Genomic DNA, 18,667 nt, shown 5'->3' on the forward strand with positions numbered 1-18,667 from the left:
TTGGGGCTGGCAAAGGGAAAAGTCAGACTCACAGAAATTCTGACCTTTGAGGGCGATTAGATAAAAGAGAAGCCCCCAGGCTTGTCCTAATGGAGGCCTGGGGGCTTCTGCTAAAAATCAACACGATCGGTAAACGGCTTGGACGATGATCGGAGGCCTTTTTGTTTCAGCTCGTGAGCCTGGCTAGTACTTCACCTTCTCCAGGAACTCCTGCACCATCGGCGTGAATGTCTCGTGCTCGAGGAGGAAGGCGTCGTGGCCGTAGGCGGAGGTGATCAGGTGGTAGTCTACCTCCTTGCCGAGCCGCTTGAGCGATTCCACCATCTCCTCGGTCTGCGCCGGAGGATAGAGCCAATCGGAGGTGAAGGCGAAGAACTGTATCGATGCGCTGACCGGGGCGAAGGCCTCGTCCATCGACTCGAAGCCGGCGGCCACGTCATAGAGATCGAGCGCCTTGGCGAGGTAGAGGAAGGAGTTGGCGTCGAAGCGGTCGACGAAGTTGTACCCGTTGTAGCTCAGGTAGCGCTCCACCTCGAACTGCCCGAAGAAGTCGAACTGGCCGTCGCGGGCGGAGAAGCGGCGGCCGAACTTGGCGGTCATCGACTCGTCCGAGAGGAAGGTGATGTGGCCGATGCCGCGGGCGAGCGCGAGACCGTCCTTGGGGTTCTTGCGGTACTCCCCCTTCTTCCAGGTCGGGTCGTTGAAGATCGCCCAGCGGGCGACGGCGTTCAACGAGATCGCCTGCGCGGAGGGGCGCGGAGTGGTCGCGAGCACCACCGCCGAGGCGACCCTCTCCGGGTACTGGGTGGCCCACTCGAGCGCCTGCATCCCTCCCATGCTCCCTCCCAGCACGCAGAACAGGCGCTCGATCCCGAGCCGGTCCATGAGGAGCGCCTGGGCCTTCACCATATCCCGCACGGTGATCACCGGGAAGGCGAGGTTGTACCGCTTGCCGGTCTTCGGGTTGGTCGAGGTGGGGCCGGTGGAGCCGAAGCAGGACCCTATCACGTTGGAACAGATGACGAAGTAGCGGTTGGTGTCGAGGAGTTTCCCCGGGCCGACGATTTCGTCCCACCAGCCGGCGCGCTTCTCCTCCTCGCTGTGGCGGCCCGCCAGGTGTGCGCTCCCGGTCCAGGCGTGGGTCACCAGGATGGCGTTGTCGGCCGCCTGGTTGAGGGTGCCGTAGGTCTCGTAGGCGATTTCGATCGGGCCGAGGATTCGACCGCTCTCCAGACGAAGTTCGGTATCGAAGGTGGCGAGCTGTTCTTTGACGATGCCGATGGACATGTAACTCTCTCGTATGTGGCAACTCCCGCGGGGGAGCAAGACCGGTAACGTGGCGGAACTGCACGGGGACCAAAATGAAAAAGCCCCTTCTCGGTGATGAGAAGGGGCTTTTGTGGTGGTAAAGAGGCTCAAAGCCCTCACTCATCTTCGCCTTTCGGCAGGATTTAGCACCTGGCGCTCCTTTCGGAACCGGTTGCTGTGGCTTCACAGGGCCTTTCCCTCCACCACTCTCGATAAGTTCGGTCTCTATATTCAGTTTTGCAGAAGAATAAGGGAGCCGTCCGACTTTGTCAACGTCAAACTGACGCCCCGTTTACAACTGGTTCCGGTACTTGACCAGGAGGTACAGGCAGGCGATGCCCGCTACCCCCATTGCGACATCGCGCCCCCAAGGGACCGGCTTCTCAAGAGTGGCATAGATCACCGGGTCGAGCAGTGCGCTGGTCAGAAGCCCGACCCCTCCCCAGGAAAGGAGCTTCTTCATGCGGTGATCGCCTTGAAGACCGCGCAGAAGTCTTCGTCCGAGAAGCCGAGCGCCTTGGCCTTCTTGAAGTTTTCGTTAGCCGCGGCGGCGGTGTGCAGGGGCTGGTCGAGCTCGTCCCCGAGGGCCACGGCGAGCCGCATGTCCTTTTGCATATGCTTGAGCGGGAAGGCCGGGGGGAAGGAGCTCTGGGTGATCTGGCTCCCCTTGAGCTTGAACATGGGATTGGCCAGGGCTCCGGAATCGAGCACGTCGAGCAGGTCCTCGGCGGCGAGTCCCGCCTTGCCGGCCAGCGCGAGCCCCTCGCAGAGGGTGTTCATCATGACGCCCATCACCATGTTGACGATCAGCTTCATCTGCGCGCCGCGCCCGGCCTCGCCGAGGAAGAGGTGCTTTTTACCCATCTTCTGCAAAAGGGGAAGGGCCTCGTCGAAGAGGCTGCGGTCGCCGCCGGTCAGGAAGATGAGGGTGCCGTCCTCGGCCGGTTTCTTGCTCCCGGAGACCGGCGCCTCCAGGTAACGTCCACCCTTGCCGGTGACGGCGGCTGCGATCTCCCGGGAGGTATCCGCGTCGACGGTCGACATGTCGACGTACCCGCGGCCGTCGCCGATCCCCTCCAGCGCCCCTTTCGGACCGAAGCAGACCGCGTGGGCTGCGGCCGGGTCGGCGAGCATGGCGAAGGTGATGCCGCAGGAAGCGGTCACCTGGCCGGGGGTGTCGGCCACCTCGGCCCCCATCCCGGCCAGTTCGGCGCATTTATCCTGCGAGCGGTTCCATATGGTCACCGGGTATCCGGCTTTCAGCAGGTTCCTGGCCATGGCGGTTCCCATGATACCCAGCCCCAAGAATCCGTATCGTTCCATCTCTTCCTCCTTTGAAGTATGTTTCGACAACCACCCTCCCGTGAAATTCCTGTACCCTCGCCCCTTCTGGGGAGAGGGTGCCTGAAGGGCGGGTGAGGGAGGTTTTTTCACCACTAATCCCTTCCCTCACCCCCGCACCTCTCCCTAAAGGGGCGAGGGGGAGGCGCTGAGGAAGAGCAGCTATTGTTTCGTGCAGATTTCGGTGATCGGGCAGGTGAGGCACCTGGCGAGGTCCTTGCCGTCGCACCCTTCCGAGATCCCCAGGTGGCATACGGAGAAGTCGTACTTGACCGGGTCCGCCGGATCGAGCCTCTTCAGGCTCGCGGTGATCTCGCGTGCCATCCGCCAGTCCGCCTGCTTTCGGGTGGTGAGCCCGAGGAACTTACCGATCCGCTGGATGTGCGCGTCGACCGGGATGACCAGTTTGGCCGGCGAAATCCCCTTCCATAGCCCGAGATCGATGCCGTCGTCCGGGCGCACCATCCACCTCAGGTACATGCAGAGGCGCTTGCAGGCGCTGCCGGAGGCGGGAGATGGGAAGAAGAACGGGAAGTAGGAGTCCTCCGGCACCCGGTCCGCACCGAAGACGGCCCCGAGATCCATCCCCTTGACGGAGTCCGAGAATCCGGCCAGGGTTTCCGTCACGTCCTCCCGCTTTTCGTCGTGGAAGCGGAGCATCCATCCCTCGACCGACCCCTCCTCGCGGAGCATGGTTCGGCAGGCGAGCAACAGGGCGCAGAGGTCGCGGCCGTCGTTGAAGCGGTGCTTGAAGCCGGCGAAATCGTTCCTGCCGCGGCCGGGATCGAACCGCTCCACGTAAAGCCGCGGCGAGGGACCCATCACCGAGAAGATCTTCTCCAGGTTCTTGAGGATGATCTTGACGTTGCCGTAGGCGAACAGGGCCGCGATCAGCCCCGCCACCTCCCGGTCCTCGGGGGTCCGGTACCGGTGACAGAAGGAGAGCGGGTCGTTGGCGAGATGGGTCTGGGAGCGCGTCTCATAGAGCGCGTCGAGAATCTTTTTGAGCTCCACGGGGAGTTGTTTCCTTACTAAGAGGACTGCCGGTCAACATCTTTTCCTTTGAAACTTACCCCTCCCCCTCAGGGGGAGAGGCGGGGTGAGGATGGGGGCGCGGGGCTTTGCAGTATGAAGGTGACCGGGCCGTCGTTAATGAGCGACACTTCCATGTCGGCCTGGAAGATCCCGCTCTGGACCGGGATCCCCAGCTCCCATACCTTCCCCATGAAGTACTCGTAGAGACGGTTGGCCTCGTCGGGAGCGGCCGCGCCGTCGAAGGAGGGGCGCCGCCCCTTGTCGCAGTTGCCCGCCAGGGTGAACTGGGAGACGGTAAGGACCGCCCCCCCCACCTCGGAGAGCGCCAGGTTCATCTTCCCTTCGGTGTCCTCGAAGATCCGGAGGTTGACGATCTTGTCCGCCATCCAGTCGGCCTGCTTTACGGTGTCGCCGGTCTCGACCCCCAAGAGGACGAGCATGCCGATGCCGATCTCGCCGACCACCTTCCCGTCCACGCGGACCCGCGCTTCCTTTACCCGCTGGATGACTGCCTTCACCCGAAAACCTCCTCTGCCGCCTGCTCGTACGCCTGCTTGGCCTCCGGTGCGAAGGCCACGAATATTACCCGTGAAATCAGAGGATACCGCTCCAGCGCCGCCTTGGCCTCTTCCATCGCAATCCGGCAGGCGTCCTCCAAGGGATAGCGGTAGACGCCGGTGCTGATGGCGGGGAAGGCGATGCTGGAGAGGTCATGTGCCGCGGCCAGCCGGAAGGAGTTACGGTAGCAGTTTCTCAACAGCTCCGGTTCCCCCTTCCCCCCTCCGTGCCAGACCGGTCCCACGGTATGGATCACGTGGCGGGCAGGCAGGCGGTACCCCTTGGTGATCTTCGCCTCGCCGGTCGGGCAGCCGTTCAGGTGCCGGCACTCGGCGAGGAGTTCCGGGCCTGCCGCGCGGTGGATGGCTCCGTCAACGCCGCCGCCTCCAAGTAGCGACGTGTTGGCCGCGTTGACAATCGCATCGACTGCCAGCTTTGTGATGTCGCCCTGGACGATCTCCACCTTCTCGCGCATGGCCCCTCCCCCGACTGCTGCCGCTTATTCCTCGATGAGATCCCTAAGCCTCTTGAGGTTGACCACGTCCATGTCTTCGTCCTTGGGGGTCTCGATGATCTTCGGGATCTCCAGGAAACGGGGATCGTTGAGAATGAAGCGGAAGGTGTCGAGACCGAGCGTTCCTTCGCCGATGTGCTCGTGACGGTCCACCTTCGAATTGAGCCCCTTCTTCGAGTCGTTGAAGTGGAAGGCCTGCAGTTTAGGGATGCCGACGATCCGGTCGAACTCTTCGAAGGTCCTCTCGTACCCCTCCCGCTCCTTGATCGGGTAGCCGGAGGCGAAGGCGTGGCAGGTGTCGAAGCAGACCCCGAAGCGCACCTGGTGGGCGCAGCCGTTCATGATGGCCGCGAGGTGCTCGAAGCGGTAGCCGAGGTTACTCCCCTGCCCGGCGGTGTTCTCCAAAAGGATCTTCCCCGTGTACTGGGGGACCATAGAGAAGAGGAGGTCGAAGTTCTCGCAGATGCGGCGGATGCCGACATCCTCGCCGTCACCGTTGTGAGAGCCGGGGTGCATGACGATCTTGTCGATCCCCAGGCTCGCGCAACGCTCCATCTCCTCCTTGAAGGCGACGATGCTCTTGTCCTGGACGTCGCCCGGGGCAGCCGCCAGGTTGACCAGGTAGATGTCGTGGCTGATTACTTCCTTGATGCCGTGCAGGGTGAGCTTTTGCTTGAAGAGGAGGGCGTCCTCGGCCGAGATCGCTTTCCCTTTCCATTGGTTGGAGTTCTGGGTGAAGACCTGGATGACGTTGCAGCCGCTGGCTGCGCCGCGCTCGGGGGCGTTGAAGATTCCCCCCGCTATGGAAACGTGTGCTCCCAGAAGGGCCATGCTTTCTATCCTTTCGCCAGGTGTTCCCTGATCAGTGCCACCCGCTCCCGGTACTCCGCATCGGTCAGGATCAGCTCCTGGTGCGGCTCGCTCCAGTGGGGGCGGGGCCAGAGCGGATCTCCCGACCGGCGGGGGACCAGGTGCCAGTGCATGTGCGGGGCCATGTTGCCCAACAGCTCGTAGTTGATTTTATCGGGAGAGAACGCGCTGTAAAGCGCCTTGGCCACGGCGGTGACCTCGGCCATCACCTGGTTGCGGACCGCCTCCTCCAGGTGGAAGAGCTCGGTCACGTGCTCTTTCGTGTAGACGAAGCAGTAGCCGGGGAAGAACTGGTCGCGGTTGAGCGAAACCAGGGTCTGGTCCAGCTCGATGATCCGCTGCTCCGGTTCTTCCTGCCATTTGGTGCAGATTACGCAGCTCATTGATGCTCCTCGTACCGTCGTCAATGACAATGGCCCCCTCCCGCGGGGGAGGAGGCCACTTGGTGGGAACGCGTGTCGAACTCTTAGAGGGCGATCTCGCCGCTGAAGACTTCCACGGCGGGGCCGGTCATGTAGATGTTGCCGTCCTCGGCCCACTCCATCTCGAGGTCGCCCCCGGAGAGGTGGTTGAGGATCTTATTCTCGGTCAGCCCGTTCAGCACGCAGGCGGCGGTGACGGCGCTCGAGCCGGTCCCGCAGGCGAGCGTCTCGCCGGCGCCGCGCTCCCAGGTCCGCTGGCGGACTTCGGTGCGGGAGATGATCTGCACGAACTCGACGTTGGTGCGGCGCGGGAAGAGCTCGTGGTTTTCGATGAGCGGACCGTACTTCTCGACCTGGAAGTTCTCGACGTCCTCAACGAAGATCACGCAGTGCGGGTTCCCCATGGAAGCACAGGTGATCATGAAGGTGGAATGGAGGATGTTGAGCGGCTGGCTGATGACCTTCTCGTCGGCCTCGCCGACCATCGGGATCTCCTTTTTGGTCAGCCTCGGCGGTCCCATGTTGACCCGCACCTTCTCCACCTTGTTGTCGGCCCCGGTGAAGAGCTGGAGGGTGAGGATGCCGGCGCCGGTCTCGGCGGTGATCTCCTTCTTGCTGACGATACCGTGATCAAAGGCATACTTGGCCACGCAGCGGATGCCGTTGCCGCACATCTCGCTCTCGGAACCGTCGGAGTTGAACATCCGCATCCTCACGTCGGCCACCTCGCTCGGCATGATGAGGATCAGCCCGTCCGAGCCGATCCCGAAGTTGCGGTTGGAGACCTTGATGGCGACCGCCGCGGGATCTTCCACCTTCTCCTCAAAACAGTTCACGTACACATAGTCGTTGCCAGCACCCTGCATCTTGGTGAATTTCATTTATCGTGCCCCCGAATGGATAAGTATCCCTCTCTAATAGCAAAAACCGCATCCTGCAACAACAAAAAAACCTGATCCGCTTGACCGGCACCGGCTCTTTTAAGTAAGATCCCCCTAAACACGACCACGGAGGACGCAATGGAACTGAAAAACAGAATCTGGATGAACGGAAACCTTCAGTGGTTCGCCTACATCGGGGACGCCGAGGTCTACCTGGGCTCCCGCGAGGTCCCCTCCCCGCTGGAAGAGGGGGACAAGTGGACCAACGAGTACGGTGATGTCTTCCAGGTCATCAACGGCGAGATCGTTCACCTGGAGAGGATCGAGCCGCCCCAGCGTTACTGGTAGCCCGCGAGTAAGCCGCACCCTCACGCTGGAGAATGGCCCCTGAGGCATTGCAATATTGTTGACATGGTATCTGTGGTATTGTAGGCTCGCTTATCTACCACGATCGGGGGATACCACATGAGACTTTCCACCAAAAGCCGCTACGGCCTGCGGGCACTTTTCGATATCGCCTACAACGCCGGGACCCAGCCGGCGCAGATCCAGGACATCTCCCGCAGGCAGGAGATCTCGCCCAGGTACCTGGAGCAGATCTTCCAGGGGCTCAAGAAGAGCGGGATCCTGAAGAGCAAGCGCGGCCCGCAGGGGGGGTACTGCCTCGCCAAGCCTCCCGAGGAGATCACCGTGCGTGCCGTCATCGAGGCGACCGAGGGGGACACCCTCATCGTCGACTGCGCCGGCAAGAAGAACCGCGAGTGTACCTTCGACGGCGGCTGCGTCACCCAGACGGTCTGGGAAGAATCCAACGCGAAGCTCAACGAGTTCTTCGACTCCATCACCCTCAAGACCCTCTGTGACCGGGGCGAGGCGATGGGGATCAAGCGGGAGCAGGATCACCGCTTCATGTATTTCATCTAGCCCCTCACTAACTTCTTTGTTTCTCCCTTTCGAGACCAATTACGGCCCCTTCCTCCTAAGGAGGGGGCTCATCGTTTTTCCCCATGTTCCCTCTCCCTCCGGGAGAGGGGTAGGGTGAGGGAGGGGGCACGGGTCTACCTACCCTCACCCGGCCTTCGGCCACCCTCTCCCCAAAAGGGGCGAGGGTACAGAAAGGCCTTCATCGGCTCTCTCAGGGCGATGGTAAGAACAGGAGCACTATGGAAAGCGCGAGCGATAAGTACATAAAGCTGCAGGGAATTCTCAGGGAGATGGGGTCGCTGGTGGTGGCCTTCTCGGGAGGGGTCGATTCGACCTTTCTTCTCAAGGCGGCCCTCGATGCCCTCGGGAGCGAAAAGGTCGTGGCGGTGACCGCCACCTCGCCGACCTACCCGGAGTCCGAGTTCGCTGAGTCGAAACGGCTGGCCGAGTCGCTTGGTGGCCGCCAGCTGGTGGTGGTCTCCAACGAGCTGGAGATCCCCGGTTTCAGCCACAATCCCAAGGACCGCTGCTACCACTGCAAGAGCGAACTTTTCCGCATCTGCACCGACAAGGCCCGCGAGCTGGGGCTCGCCTTCGTGGCCGACGGCAGCAACACCGACGACCTCGGCGACTATCGCCCGGGGCGCACGGCTGCCTGCGAGTTGAAGGTCCGCTCACCGCTTCTGGAGGCGGGACTTTCCAAGGCTGAGATCCGGGAATTGAGCAAGGGGCTGGGGCTTCCCACCTGGAGCAAGCAGGCCTATGCCTGCCTGGCCAGCCGCTTTCCCTACGGGACCGAGATCACCGAGGAGCGGCTGGGGCAGGTCGAGAAGTGCGAGGAGTTTTTGAAAGCGGAGGGTTTCACCGTGTACCGGGTGAGGTTTCACCTGGAGACCGCGCGGATCGAGCTCTCCGAGGAGGAGCTTTCCCGCATGCTGGAGCCGTCGCTCAGGCGCCGGGTGGTGGATTTCTTCAAGGCAGCCGGGTTCACCTATGTCTCGCTCGATCTGCAGGGGTACCGGACCGGCAGCATGAACGAGGCGTAGGCGGGGGAGGCCCCTCCGCTATTCCCGCAGCTTGGGGATGGTAATGGTGAGGACGCCGTACTCGCACGCGGCGTTTAAGTGGTCGGTATCGAGCCCCCCCTGCAGTGCGAAGCTTCTCTGGAAGGGGCCGAAGTAGCGCTCGATCCGGTGGAAGTTCTCCTTCTTGATCTCCTCCGTGTGCCTTCTTTCCCCCTTCACGGTCAAAACCCCGTCGTCGATCCTGATGTCGATCTGTTTCAGCTCCATGTCCGGAAGCTCCACCTTGATGGTCACCGTGGCGTCGTCCTCGTAGATGTCGGCGGCCGGGTGCCAGACCCCTTCCCGGAGCTCCTCTCCCACCTCCCTGGTCCAGGCCATGTCCAAAAGCCGGTTCATCTTGTCCTGCATGGTCCGGAGTTCGCTCAACGGGTTGTAACGTACGATCGCCATCATTGCCTCCGTCGCGGGGGAAAGGTCCCCCTTAAAATTGAAAGGGAGGGGGCCGGTTGGAGCCCCCTCCCTGTTTCTTGCCTTGCCATGTGGGCTTAGATGCGTTTCCCCTTGGGTACGGTGTGTTTCAGTTTCTTAGAGCCGTCGTAGAGTTGCTGCTTGATCAGTTCCCGCTGCGCCTTCAGGTCTTTCTTCTCGTAACTGATCTCGAGGTCTGCCTCGACCTGCTGTGCCAATCTGTCGATAGTTTCTTCCTGGTTCTTTGCCATGCTAACTCCTCTTAAACCTGTTGTTAACGACGACGCACTCTATCTATTTGGCCCTACGCGTACCTCCTTTTTGGTTTCCCAAATCATAGCAGTTTCAGCTGGTTTTGCAACCCAATCATTTACCTTGAAAGCCCTGCGGCCGTTAGGCTAGTATGGCGGGAATGTCAATCTTGAGGAGTGTTTATGCTGCAGTACAAGGTAGTCGAGCTGGGCAGCGTCACCGAGGATACGATCGAGGAAACTTTGAATGAATGGACCCGTGAAGGATGGCGTTTCGACAGCATGCAGTTCGCCATGCGCGAGTCCCATCGCCGCCCGTCGATGGCCTTCGTGCTCTTCACCCGCGAGGTGGCCGAGTGAGTGAGCAACGCGAGACCCTGTACCTTCTGGACGGCTCCTCCTACATCTACCGCGCCTATTTCGCCATCCGCCATCTGAGCTCCCCCAAGGGGTTCCCCACCAACGCCCTCTACGGCTTCACCCAGATGCTCCTGAAGGTGATGAAGGATCATGCGCCCGGGCACGTGGCGGTCATCTTCGACGCCGGCCGGGCGACCTTCCGTCACGAGATCTACCCGGAGTACAAGGCGACCCGTTCGGCCATGCCGGACGACCTCTCCCCCCAGATCGAGCCGATCAAGCAGATGGTGCGCGCCTTCAACATCCCGGCGCTGGAGCTCCCCGGGTTCGAGGCGGACGACATCATCGGCACCATCGCCAAGAAGTGTGAGGCGCAGGGTATGGATTGCGTGGTGGTGACCGGCGACAAGGACCTGATGCAGATCGTCACCGAGCACGTGACGCTTCTCGATACCATGAAGGACAAGCGCTTCGGGATTCCCGAGGTGCGCGAGAAGTTCGGGGTGGATCCCGACCAGGTGATCGACGTGCTGGGGCTTTGGGGGGACACCTCCGACAACATCCCCGGCGTGCCGGGGGTAGGTGAGGTGACCGCCAAGAAGCTGATGCTGGAGTTCGGCTCCCTGGACCAGCTTCTGGCGCGGGCCGACGAGGTGAAGGGGAAAACCGGGGAGCGCCTCAGGGAATTCGCCGACCAGGCGAGGCTCTCCCGCACACTGGCCACCATCGACTGCAACGTCCCCATCGAGTACAGCTTCGAGGATTTCGCCGTCTCTCCCCCCGACAACCGTAGGCTCACCGAGCTCTTCCGGGAGTACGGCTTCACCACGCTCATGAAGGATCTCACCAGCTCCCCGACCCTCGCCTGCGACCAGTACAGGGTGGTGCTGACCGACGCCGAGCTGCTCGAGCTGGTGGAGCGGCTTAAGAAGGCCCCCTTCTTCGCCATCGACCTGGAGACCACGAGCCTCAACCCGATGGAGGCCTCCATCTGCGGCTTCGCGCTCTCGCTAAAGCCCCACGAGGCCTTCTACGTCCCGGTCGGCCACCGCTACCTGGGAGCCCCGGAGCAGCTTTCCCTGGAGCGGGCGCTCGAGCTTCTGGGGCCGCTACTGACCGATCCCGGCCTCCGCAAGGTCGGGCAGAACCTCAAGTACGACTACCAGGTGCTCAGGCGGGCCGGGGTGAAGATGGAGGGGATGTGGTGCGACACCATGCTGGCCGCCTACCTGGTGAACCCGGCCCGGAGCAGCCAGGGGCTGGACGCCCTCTCGGTGGAGTACCTCGACCACCGGATGATCTCCTACCCGGAGGTCGCCGGCAAGGGTAAGGGGCAGATGAACTTCTGCGAGGTCGATCTCGACCGAGCCGGCCCCTACGCCTGCGAGGATGCCGACGCCACCCTCCTTTTGCACGAGATCCTCCTTCCCAAGGTGAAGGAGCTCGGGATGGAGCGGCTGCTCTTCGAGACCGAGATGCCGCTCATGGAGATCCTGGCCGAGATGGAGCTGACCGGCGTGAAGCTCGACCTCGAGCTGATGAAGGAGCTCTCCACCAGGTTCGGAAAGCAGTTGGTCGAACTGGAGAAGCGTATCCACGATCTGGCGGGCGGGAGTTTCAACATCAACTCCCCGAAACAGCTGGGAGAGATGCTCTTCGTCCGCATGGGGCTCAGCACCGGCAAAAAGACCAAGGGGAAGACCGGCTGGTCGACCAACGTCGAGGAGCTGGAGCGGCTGGCCGAGGAGCACGAGGTGGCCAAGCTCCTCCTTCTTTACCGGAGCATCTCCAAGCTGAAATCGACCTACACCGACGCGCTCCCCAAGATGGTCGATCCGGTGAGCGGGCGGGTGCATACCTCGTACAACCAGGCGGTCACCAACACCGGGAGACTTTCCTCCTCCGATCCCAACCTGCAGAACATCCCGGTGCGCGGCGAGGAGGGGCGCGGCATCCGCAAGGCCTTCGTCGCCGAGCCGGGATCGGTCATCCTCTCTGCCGACTATTCGCAGATCGAGCTCAGGGTTCTCGCGCACCTCTCCGGCGACGCGGTCCTCTGCGATGCCTTCGCCAACGGCGAGGACATCCATCTCCGTACCGCCTGCGAGGTGTTCGACATCCATCCCGCCTTCGTGACCGGGGAGATGAGGCGGCAGGCCAAGGTGATCAACTTCGGCGTCATCTACGGGCAGGGCGCCTTCAGCCTCGCCAAGGAGCTCGGGGTCACCCCAAAACAGGCCAAGGCCTTCATCGACAGCTACTTCGAGCGCCACGCCGGGGCCCGCGCCTTCCTCGACCGCTGCATCCAGGAGGCCGAGGTCTGCGGCTTCGTCACCACCCTCTTGGGGCGCAGGCTCTCCATCCCCGACATCGGGAGCAAGAACGGCAATATCCGTGCCTTCGCCCAGCGAAACGCCGTCAACTACCCCATCCAAGGCTCGGCCGCCGACATCATCAAGGCGGCCATGATCACGGTCACCCGGCGCATGAAAGCGCAAGGGGTGGAAAGCCGCCTCATCATGCAGGTCCACGACGAACTTGTCCTCGAGGTCCCCGAGACGGAAAGAGCCCTCATGGAGGAGCTGGTCAGAACCGAAATGGAGGGGGCGATTAAGCTGGCGGTACCGCTCAAGGTGGATCTCAACTTCGGGGCCAACTGGAGCGAAGCGCACTAATCCCACCTCATCCTCACCCGCACCCTCCCCTTGAAGGGGAGGGGACGCGGTGCCACTCTCCCGTATCCCCCGCATCTTCCCGTAGAGTGGGCACCCCCCTGCCCACCACTCCCATTCGGACCGGGTGGGCGGTGCCCACCCTACGCCTGACCGAAAGCCCCCTCGACTGCCATTTGGTCATCCTCGGACGGGCGGCAAACCACATCAATATTTAAGTAACGACGGGAAGAGCCGATTAATAAGGAGTGAGAACCGCTGGTTTACAGGCGGGTGGCTTGCGGTAAACTGGTCGTCGTCACCGGTACTTAGGCAGACGGAGAACTTCCATGTCGGCAACACCGTCCGAGTTCGAGGATTATTTTCAGCCGGGAACGCGGGTAAGGATCTGGGTCCCCCTGGCGGACGGCCGTTCCTTCCAGGAGTGGGGACGGGTCCGCTCACTTGACGACGACCTGGTGGAGGTCGAGCTTTCCCGCGATCTCCTCCCCCAACTGGTCACCCTGCAGCCGGGGCGAAGCGCCCAAGTCGGGATCTTCGACAACCCGCAGGGGCTCGGCTGCCGGGGGAACATCGACGGGTGGTCACCCTCCCAAGGGCTCATGTTGCGCCTGTTCGGGGCCATGGCACCCTTCGAGCCCCGGGAGTTCTTCCGCCAGGACGTGAGCCTCCCGATCGATTACCGGATCCCCCCGACCCAGGTGGTCGAGGAGGTGATGGAGCACTGGCGCCAGTCCCGCTGGAACCTCGAGTTCGCCGCCCAGGAGCCGGAGCTGGACGAGTCCGAGGAGGTCGCCGAACTCCGTGACGAGGTGCGGGCCCAGCTGAAGCGTCGCCGGGAGGCGGTCGAGACCAGGGCCAACCTGAGCGGAGGCGGAATCCGGTTCACCATGCCCGAGGCGATCCAGCTCGGCACCCTGGTCGAGATCGGGGTCTACCTCCCGAACCCGGGGCGGATGGTGGAGACGGTCGGCGAGGCGGTGAACGTCAAGCCGGTGGACGGGGGCTTCAGCACCGCCTTTCGTTTCCGCTTCATCGAGGAGGCCGACCGCGACCGGGTGATCGGTTACCTGGCCGCCCTGCAGCTTTGGCAGCTTTCGCAGCTACCACCCCGCGGCGTGGTGGTCAAGGACGAGCCGCTCAGCCGCCTGGCCTACTGGGGGAGGGTGGCCCTCGGCCTCCTGGTGCTGGGTGCCTTTCTCGGGTGGCAGGTGCGGGCGGCCATCCTCGCCCATGAACGGGGGGAGAAACACGTGATCGAAAAGGTCTTCGAGCAGGGGATCTTCGACTACCTCAAGCAGCGCCACTGACCATCTCCATCGCATCCTCTATCATGATCTCAAGTTCCGCCAGCAGTATCTCCTTGATCCCCAGCGCCTGGGCTTCGGCGGTGGCCGCCAGCATCAGGTTGTGGTCGGGCGGGCCGACGATGCCGACCTTGCGGCAGGTATGATCGACCAGCCGGATCATGCAGAGGAGCACGTCGGAAAAATCCGCCTCCTCCTTGTGGTGGTCACGCACGATGTTGCAGTACAGGTCGGGGAGGTTCCATTTCTGCAGGAGGGCGTGCCCCGATTCGGTGTGCATGGCGCTCATGATCTCCGCGGTCAGCTCCCGTGACACCCCCTTTCTCTCCGGCTCGGCCAGCCACAACCCCTCCAGTACCTTCAGGATGAGCAGGTTCCCGATGTCGTGCAAAAGCCCGGCGATGAAGGCCTCCTGGGCGATGTGCTTGTAGCCGATCTTGTCGCTCAGCCACCTCATTCCCATCGCCGAACCGATGGCGTGCCGCCAGAGCACCAGGGCCTGGGCCTTCAGGTCCGGTATGGTCAGGCTGTGGTAGCTGCTCTGCTGGGAGGCGACCATCGCGACGCTGGCGATCTCCTGGGCACCCAGCCGGATCACCGCCTCGGTGATGGTGGTCACCTTGGCGAGCCCGCTGAAGAGCGCCGAGTTGGCGAGCCTCAGGATCTGGGTGGTGAGCGCCTGATCCTTGATGATCAGCCCGACCACCTGTTCGATGGTGAACTCCTTGGTGGCGAGCACCCCCTGCAGCTTCACCGCGATGGGGTGGAACATCGGCAGGTTGAGGGACTCCGATTCAAGCTGCTCCTTGATCACCTCTACGAACGGGCGCGTCGTCATGGCTTCCTCCGGTGCCACAGCCTGCTGCTAGCTCTCCTCGCTATTCCCCCAAAAGCCTTCTGATCTCGGCGATCGGCCTTGGCTTCCCGATCCTGGGGAGCAGGCGGACCGTGTCCTGCAGGGAAACGACACCGCGGGAAGCCATGGAAAGTCCCGATTCCAGGAGGGTCACCATCCCGGTGGTTTCGGTGGAGATCTTCCTCACCTCGTAGGAGGTCTTCTTGCTGAGGACGGCGTCCTTCACGAGCTCGTTGGGGATCAGCATCTCGAAGACACCGGTCCTTCCCTGGTAGCCGCTGTAGCGGCACTTGGCGCACCCCTTCCCGATCAGGAACTCGGCGCCGCGGATGTCGAGGTTGCTGTAGCCGATCCTCCTCAATTCGTTCGGGGTGGGGAGATAGTTCTCGCTGCAGGCCGGGCAGACCCTCCGCAGGAGCCTTTGGGAGAGGACGCAGACCACCGTGGAGGCGATCAAAAACGGCTCGATGTTCATGTTCATCAGCCGCAAGAGTCCCCCGACGCTGTCCTCGCTGTGGAAGGTGGTCAGCACCTTGTGGCCGGTGAGGGCGGCCTGGATGGCGGTCTCCGCCGAGAAGTTGTCGCGGATCTCCCCCAGGACGATCACGTCCGGGTCCTGGCGCACGATGTGCCGCAGGGTCTCCTCGAAGGTCACCCCGATCTTCTGGTTGATGGAGCACTGGGCGATCCCCTCGATCACGTACTCGACCGGCTCCTCGGCGGTGACGATGCTCGTGTGGAGGTTGTTGAGGTAGTGGACGCAGCTGTAGAGGGTGGAGGTCTTTCCGCTGCCGGTGGGGCCGGTGACGATCAGCACGCCGCTCGGGCAGTCGACCGCGTCGTCGATGAAGTGGTCGAGCATGCGGGGGGGCATCCCGATCTCCTTGAGGTCGAGAAGCTGCTCCCCCTTCTTGCTCAGGAGTCTCAGCACGATCTTCTCGCCGTAGATGGTGACGTAGAAGGAGACCCGCATGTCGAGGGTGATGCCGCTTTTGGCGCTTTCGTAGCAGATCCGGCCGTCCTGGTGGCGCCGGCGCTCGGCGATGTCCGCCTCGGCCATGACCTTGATCCGGCTGCAGAGGGGAAGCGCCAGCTCGCGGGCGAAGTCCTTGTAGAGGGTGAGCATGCCGTCGCGGCGGAAGCGGACCCTGAGGACGTTGCGCATCGGTTCGATGTGGATGTCGCTGGCCCGCTCATTCAGGGCCTCCTCGAAGATGGAGTTCACGATCCCGGTCACCGTGTGCTCGTCGGTGGCCGGGCCTTCCGCCTGCAGGTTCCCCCGTTTCAAGGTGGTGAAGGCTTCCCGGATCCCCTTGGTGGTGGCGATGGCGAAGACGGTGTTGGCTCCGAAGAGCTTCTCGGCCGTCTTCCTGGTTTCCATGTTGAGGGGATCGGCGATCGCCACCACGATCTTCCCCTCCTCCTGCCGGACCGGTATGAAGCAGTGCTGGACCATGAAATGGGGGGGGACGCGGGCGAGGAGGGCGCGGTCGACGTCGACGGGATTGACGTCGAGGTAGCGGAACCCGAGCTGGTAGGCGAGCGCCTCGGCCAGGGTGTACTCCTCGATGATACGCTGCTCCACCAGGATCTCGCCCAGCATCCTGGCGTTATCGGTCTCCTGCTGGATGGCGAGCGCCGCCTGCAGCTCGGCGGGCTTCAGGTAGCCGAGCTCCACCAGCAGGGCCCCGAGCTTGACCGAGACGATGTTGCTCCTGAGGGTCTCCCGGAGCTGTTCCCGGGAGAAGAAGCGGAGCTCGAGCATGACGGCCAAGAGGGTCCGCTGGGAGACCAGTTTCCCCCGGACCCTTTGGGCGTATTTAAGCCGCGCCTGGTCAAGGACTCCCGACTTCACCAGCAGGGAGGCGATCTCGAGTCCGGAGTCGATCGCCCCCTCCTTACGCTCCGTGCCACCGGTACCGGCATCTTCGATCATGGAAACTCCTTCGCCGAAAGGCGGTTGACGCGCCTTGGCTGGGAGACTTCATTGACATGGGCTGGGATTCCTTGGTATTATACCATGCCTCATTGGTGCTGTTTAATGTCAGGCGGAAGGCTCACTGCAATGAAAAAGAAACAGACTCCCCAGCAGAAGGAAAAGGAATTCTCGGTCTCACCGTTCAAGGCCCTCAAAGGGGTGGCCGTCGCCGGGGAGGCCGAGCCCAACGGGCAAGCGGCCAAGGCCGGAGCCAAGCCGTCCGCCGCGTCCAACGCGGTGAAGCCGGTCAAGCCCGCCAAGGGTGTCAAGCAGAAGGAGCTTCGGCCGGTGGTGAAGAGCAGCCAGGAGATGGAGGACGAGCTCCTCTTCTTCGATGCCATGGACGGCGTGCGCCGCATGGACCAGCCTCTCCCCGCGCCGGGAAAGCCGAAGCTCTCCCCGCCGGTCAGGAGCAGGCGGGACGAGGAGGACGAAAAGGTCTTCCTGCAGGCTGTCGAAGCCCTCAAGATGGACGTCCGTTTCTCCGACCAGTTCCCGGACGAGGATCCTTCGCCACGGCCGGCTCCGGTCAACCGCCTGCGGCAGCTGCGGCGCGGTGCCATCCGGGTCGACCTGCAGCTCGACCTTCACGGGCTCACCAAGGACGAGGCGCTGGAGAACCTGGACCGCTTCGTGCGCGGCGCCTACAACCGGAGGCAGAAGGGTGTGCTGGTGATTACCGGGAAAGGGTACAACTCCGACGGCGAGCCGGTGCTGAAGGCCGCGGTCGCCAAGTGGCTCCGGGAAAACGGCAAGGGAATGGTATCGGAGTTCGTCCAGGCCCCCAACGACATGGGAGGGGGCGGCGCGGTGGTGGTCTTTTTGAAGGAAAAGAAAGAAGAGGAGCCGGCCCCCGAGTAAGGGGGGCGGACGGTAGGATCCCTTCCAGAAGAGGCATCGTTTGAAATCCCCGGACAGCTACAGCTACAGCATCGGCATCGACCTCGGCGGCACCAAGACCGAATCGGTCCTCCTCGCCCCGGACGGCTCGGTCCTTGTCCGCAAGCGGAGGGTGACCCCGCTCGAGGAGGGGTACCACGCGATCATCTCCTCGGTGGCCGACATGGTGGTCGACGCCGCGGCGGAGGTACCGGCGGGAAGCCCGCACACGGTCGGGATCGGCATCCCCGGATCGGTGGACGCGGTAAGCGGGCTCGTGCGCAACGCCAACTCGGTCTGCCTCATCGGGCGTCCCCTCCCCGCCGACCTGGAAAGGCTCCTCGGGCGTCCGGTGAAGGTGAGAAACGATGCCGACTGCTTCACCATGGCCGAGTGCCGCATGGGGGCCGCCACCGGGTACCGCCTCGTCTTCGGGGTGATCATGGGGACCGGCTGCGGCGGCGCCATCTACTTCGACGGCGAGGTGAGGGAAGGCCCCCACCGCATCTCCGGCGAATGGGGGCACTTCTCGGTCGACCCGCAGGGCGCTCCCTGCTACTGCGGGAACCGCGGCTGCGTGGAGACCAAGATCAGCGGCTCGGGAGTCGAGCGCGCCTACTTCGAGCGTTACGGCGAACGGCTCAGGATGGACCGGATCGTGGAGGGGGCGCGTGGCGGAGAGAGCCGCTGCCAAGCCGCCTTCGACACCTTCCTGGACGACTTCGGGAGATGCCTGGGAGGACTGATCTCCATCCTCGATCCCGACGCCGTGGTGCTGGGTGGTGGACTCTCCAACATCGACGAACTCTACCGCACCGGTTTTGAGCGGGTGCGGCAGTACGCCTTCCACGATCACCTGCAGACCCCTCTCCTTAGAAACAAGCTCGGTGACTCCGCCGGAGTCTTCGGCGCCGCCTGGATCGGCGCGAGCTGACGGCCCCACCACCCCTGCCCCTCTCCCCTAAAGGGGCGAGAGGATACGGATTTGTAAACCCCCGTCCCTTTGCTATATTTTGTG

21 protein-coding genes and 1 riboswitch are annotated in these 18,667 nt (G+C 63.0%); of the genes, 8 read left to right on the plus strand and 13 right to left on the minus strand.

Annotation, left to right across the window (positions count from 1 at the left end):
* Positions 1-183: 183 nt before the first annotated feature.
* The 9 genes from metX to dapF all read right to left on the minus strand — a co-directional run bounded on the left by metX (position 184) and on the right by dapF (position 6,929).
* Complete coding sequence (metX, locus tag ACYVL5_RS08815; protein WP_460595194.1) at positions 184-1,287, minus strand: homoserine O-acetyltransferase family protein; 1,104 nt, start codon at positions 1,285-1,287, stop codon at positions 184-186.
* 138 nt (positions 1,288-1,425) lie between these two features.
* A riboswitch (SAM riboswitch) is annotated at positions 1,426-1,527 on the minus strand.
* A gap of 73 nt (positions 1,528-1,600) precedes the next feature.
* Positions 1,601-1,771, minus strand: a complete 171-nt coding sequence (locus ACYVL5_RS08820) for a hypothetical protein (RefSeq protein WP_460595195.1) — start codon at positions 1,769-1,771, stop codon at positions 1,601-1,603.
* Positions 1,768-2,631: an NAD(P)-dependent oxidoreductase gene (locus ACYVL5_RS08825; protein WP_460595196.1), complete on the minus strand. Its 864-nt coding sequence runs from the start codon at positions 2,629-2,631 to the stop codon at positions 1,768-1,770. Before ACYVL5_RS08825 ends, ACYVL5_RS08820 begins: the two co-directional genes overlap by 4 nt.
* Positions 2,632-2,811: 180 nt before the next feature.
* Positions 2,812-3,663, minus strand: a complete 852-nt coding sequence (locus tag ACYVL5_RS08830; RefSeq protein ID WP_460595197.1) for a DUF2400 domain-containing protein — start codon at positions 3,661-3,663, stop codon at positions 2,812-2,814.
* Between the two features lie 68 nt (positions 3,664-3,731).
* Positions 3,732-4,202: a D-aminoacyl-tRNA deacylase gene (dtd, locus tag ACYVL5_RS08835; protein ID WP_460595198.1), complete on the minus strand. Its 471-nt coding sequence runs from the start codon at positions 4,200-4,202 to the stop codon at positions 3,732-3,734.
* A complete protein-coding gene (locus tag ACYVL5_RS08840) occupies positions 4,199-4,717 on the minus strand; it encodes a macro domain-containing protein (protein WP_460595199.1) in 519 nt (172 codons plus the stop codon). The genes dtd and ACYVL5_RS08840 overlap by 4 nt, the downstream gene beginning before the upstream one ends.
* A gap of 24 nt (positions 4,718-4,741) precedes the next feature.
* Positions 4,742-5,587 (minus strand): deoxyribonuclease IV, encoded by an 846-nt coding sequence (locus ACYVL5_RS08845; RefSeq protein ID WP_460595200.1) that lies wholly within the window; start codon positions 5,585-5,587, stop codon positions 4,742-4,744.
* Positions 5,588-5,592: 5 nt separating this feature from the next.
* Entirely contained in the window at positions 5,593-6,009 is a 417-nt protein-coding gene (locus ACYVL5_RS08850) for an HIT family protein (protein ID WP_460595201.1), read from the minus strand.
* 83 nt (positions 6,010-6,092) lie between these two features.
* The gene (dapF, locus tag ACYVL5_RS08855; RefSeq protein ID WP_460595202.1) at positions 6,093-6,929 is read right to left on the minus strand and encodes a diaminopimelate epimerase; all 837 of its coding nucleotides are present in this window, start codon (positions 6,927-6,929) and stop codon (positions 6,093-6,095) included.
* A 138-nt stretch (positions 6,930-7,067) separates the two neighbouring features.
* On the opposite strand from dapF, the gene ACYVL5_RS08860 reads away from it, so the two are divergent.
* From ACYVL5_RS08860 to larE, 3 genes are all read left to right on the plus strand, one after another.
* A complete protein-coding gene (locus ACYVL5_RS08860) occupies positions 7,068-7,277 on the plus strand; it encodes a hypothetical protein (RefSeq protein WP_460595203.1) in 210 nt (69 codons plus the stop codon).
* Between the two features lie 117 nt (positions 7,278-7,394).
* Positions 7,395-7,853, plus strand: coding sequence for an RrF2 family transcriptional regulator (locus tag ACYVL5_RS08865; RefSeq protein WP_250676916.1), 459 nt, complete (start codon positions 7,395-7,397; stop codon positions 7,851-7,853).
* A 239-nt stretch (positions 7,854-8,092) separates the two neighbouring features.
* Positions 8,093-8,899: an ATP-dependent sacrificial sulfur transferase LarE gene (gene larE, locus ACYVL5_RS08870; RefSeq protein WP_460595204.1), complete on the plus strand. Its 807-nt coding sequence runs from the start codon at positions 8,093-8,095 to the stop codon at positions 8,897-8,899.
* 18 nt (positions 8,900-8,917) lie between these two features.
* On the opposite strand, the gene ACYVL5_RS08875 is transcribed toward larE, so the two are convergent.
* Both ACYVL5_RS08875 and ACYVL5_RS08880 read right to left on the minus strand, forming a co-directional pair.
* Positions 8,918-9,328, minus strand: a complete 411-nt coding sequence (locus ACYVL5_RS08875; protein WP_460595205.1) for an Hsp20/alpha crystallin family protein — start codon at positions 9,326-9,328, stop codon at positions 8,918-8,920.
* Between the two features lie 95 nt (positions 9,329-9,423).
* A complete protein-coding gene (locus ACYVL5_RS08880; RefSeq protein ID WP_250676914.1) occupies positions 9,424-9,597 on the minus strand; it encodes a hypothetical protein in 174 nt (57 codons plus the stop codon).
* 183 nt (positions 9,598-9,780) lie between these two features.
* Between ACYVL5_RS08880 and ACYVL5_RS08885 the strand changes: the two genes are divergently transcribed.
* The 3 genes from ACYVL5_RS08885 to ACYVL5_RS08895 all read left to right on the plus strand — a co-directional run bounded on the left by ACYVL5_RS08885 (position 9,781) and on the right by ACYVL5_RS08895 (position 13,939).
* Entirely contained in the window at positions 9,781-9,957 is a 177-nt protein-coding gene (locus ACYVL5_RS08885) for a DUF4177 domain-containing protein (protein WP_460595206.1), read from the plus strand.
* Positions 9,954-12,632: a DNA polymerase I gene (gene polA, locus ACYVL5_RS08890; RefSeq protein ID WP_460595207.1), complete on the plus strand. Its 2,679-nt coding sequence runs from the start codon at positions 9,954-9,956 to the stop codon at positions 12,630-12,632. Before ACYVL5_RS08885 ends, polA begins: the two co-directional genes overlap by 4 nt.
* A 326-nt stretch (positions 12,633-12,958) precedes the next feature.
* Positions 12,959-13,939, plus strand: a complete 981-nt coding sequence (locus tag ACYVL5_RS08895) for a PilZ-like domain-containing protein (RefSeq protein WP_460595208.1) — start codon at positions 12,959-12,961, stop codon at positions 13,937-13,939.
* Here ACYVL5_RS08895 and ACYVL5_RS08900 read toward each other — a convergent pair.
* Positions 13,923-14,774, minus strand: coding sequence for an HDOD domain-containing protein (locus ACYVL5_RS08900; protein WP_460595209.1), 852 nt, complete (start codon positions 14,772-14,774; stop codon positions 13,923-13,925). The genes ACYVL5_RS08895 and ACYVL5_RS08900 overlap by 17 nt on opposite strands.
* 40 nt (positions 14,775-14,814) lie before the next feature.
* On the minus strand, positions 14,815-16,728 hold the full coding sequence (locus ACYVL5_RS08905; RefSeq protein WP_460595210.1) for a GspE/PulE family protein: 1,914 nt from the start codon (positions 16,726-16,728) through the stop codon (positions 14,815-14,817).
* Between the two features lie 129 nt (positions 16,729-16,857).
* On the opposite strand from ACYVL5_RS08905, the gene ACYVL5_RS08910 reads away from it, so the two are divergent.
* On the plus strand, positions 16,858-17,631 hold the full coding sequence (locus tag ACYVL5_RS08910) for a Smr/MutS family protein (RefSeq protein ID WP_460595211.1): 774 nt from the start codon (positions 16,858-16,860) through the stop codon (positions 17,629-17,631).
* Positions 17,632-17,671: 40 nt separating this feature from the next.
* Entirely contained in the window at positions 17,672-18,583 is a 912-nt protein-coding gene (locus ACYVL5_RS08915; protein ID WP_460595212.1) for an ROK family protein, read from the plus strand.
* Positions 18,584-18,667: the final 84 nt, after the last annotated feature.

Source organism: Geomonas sp. Red276 (assembly GCF_054784495.1).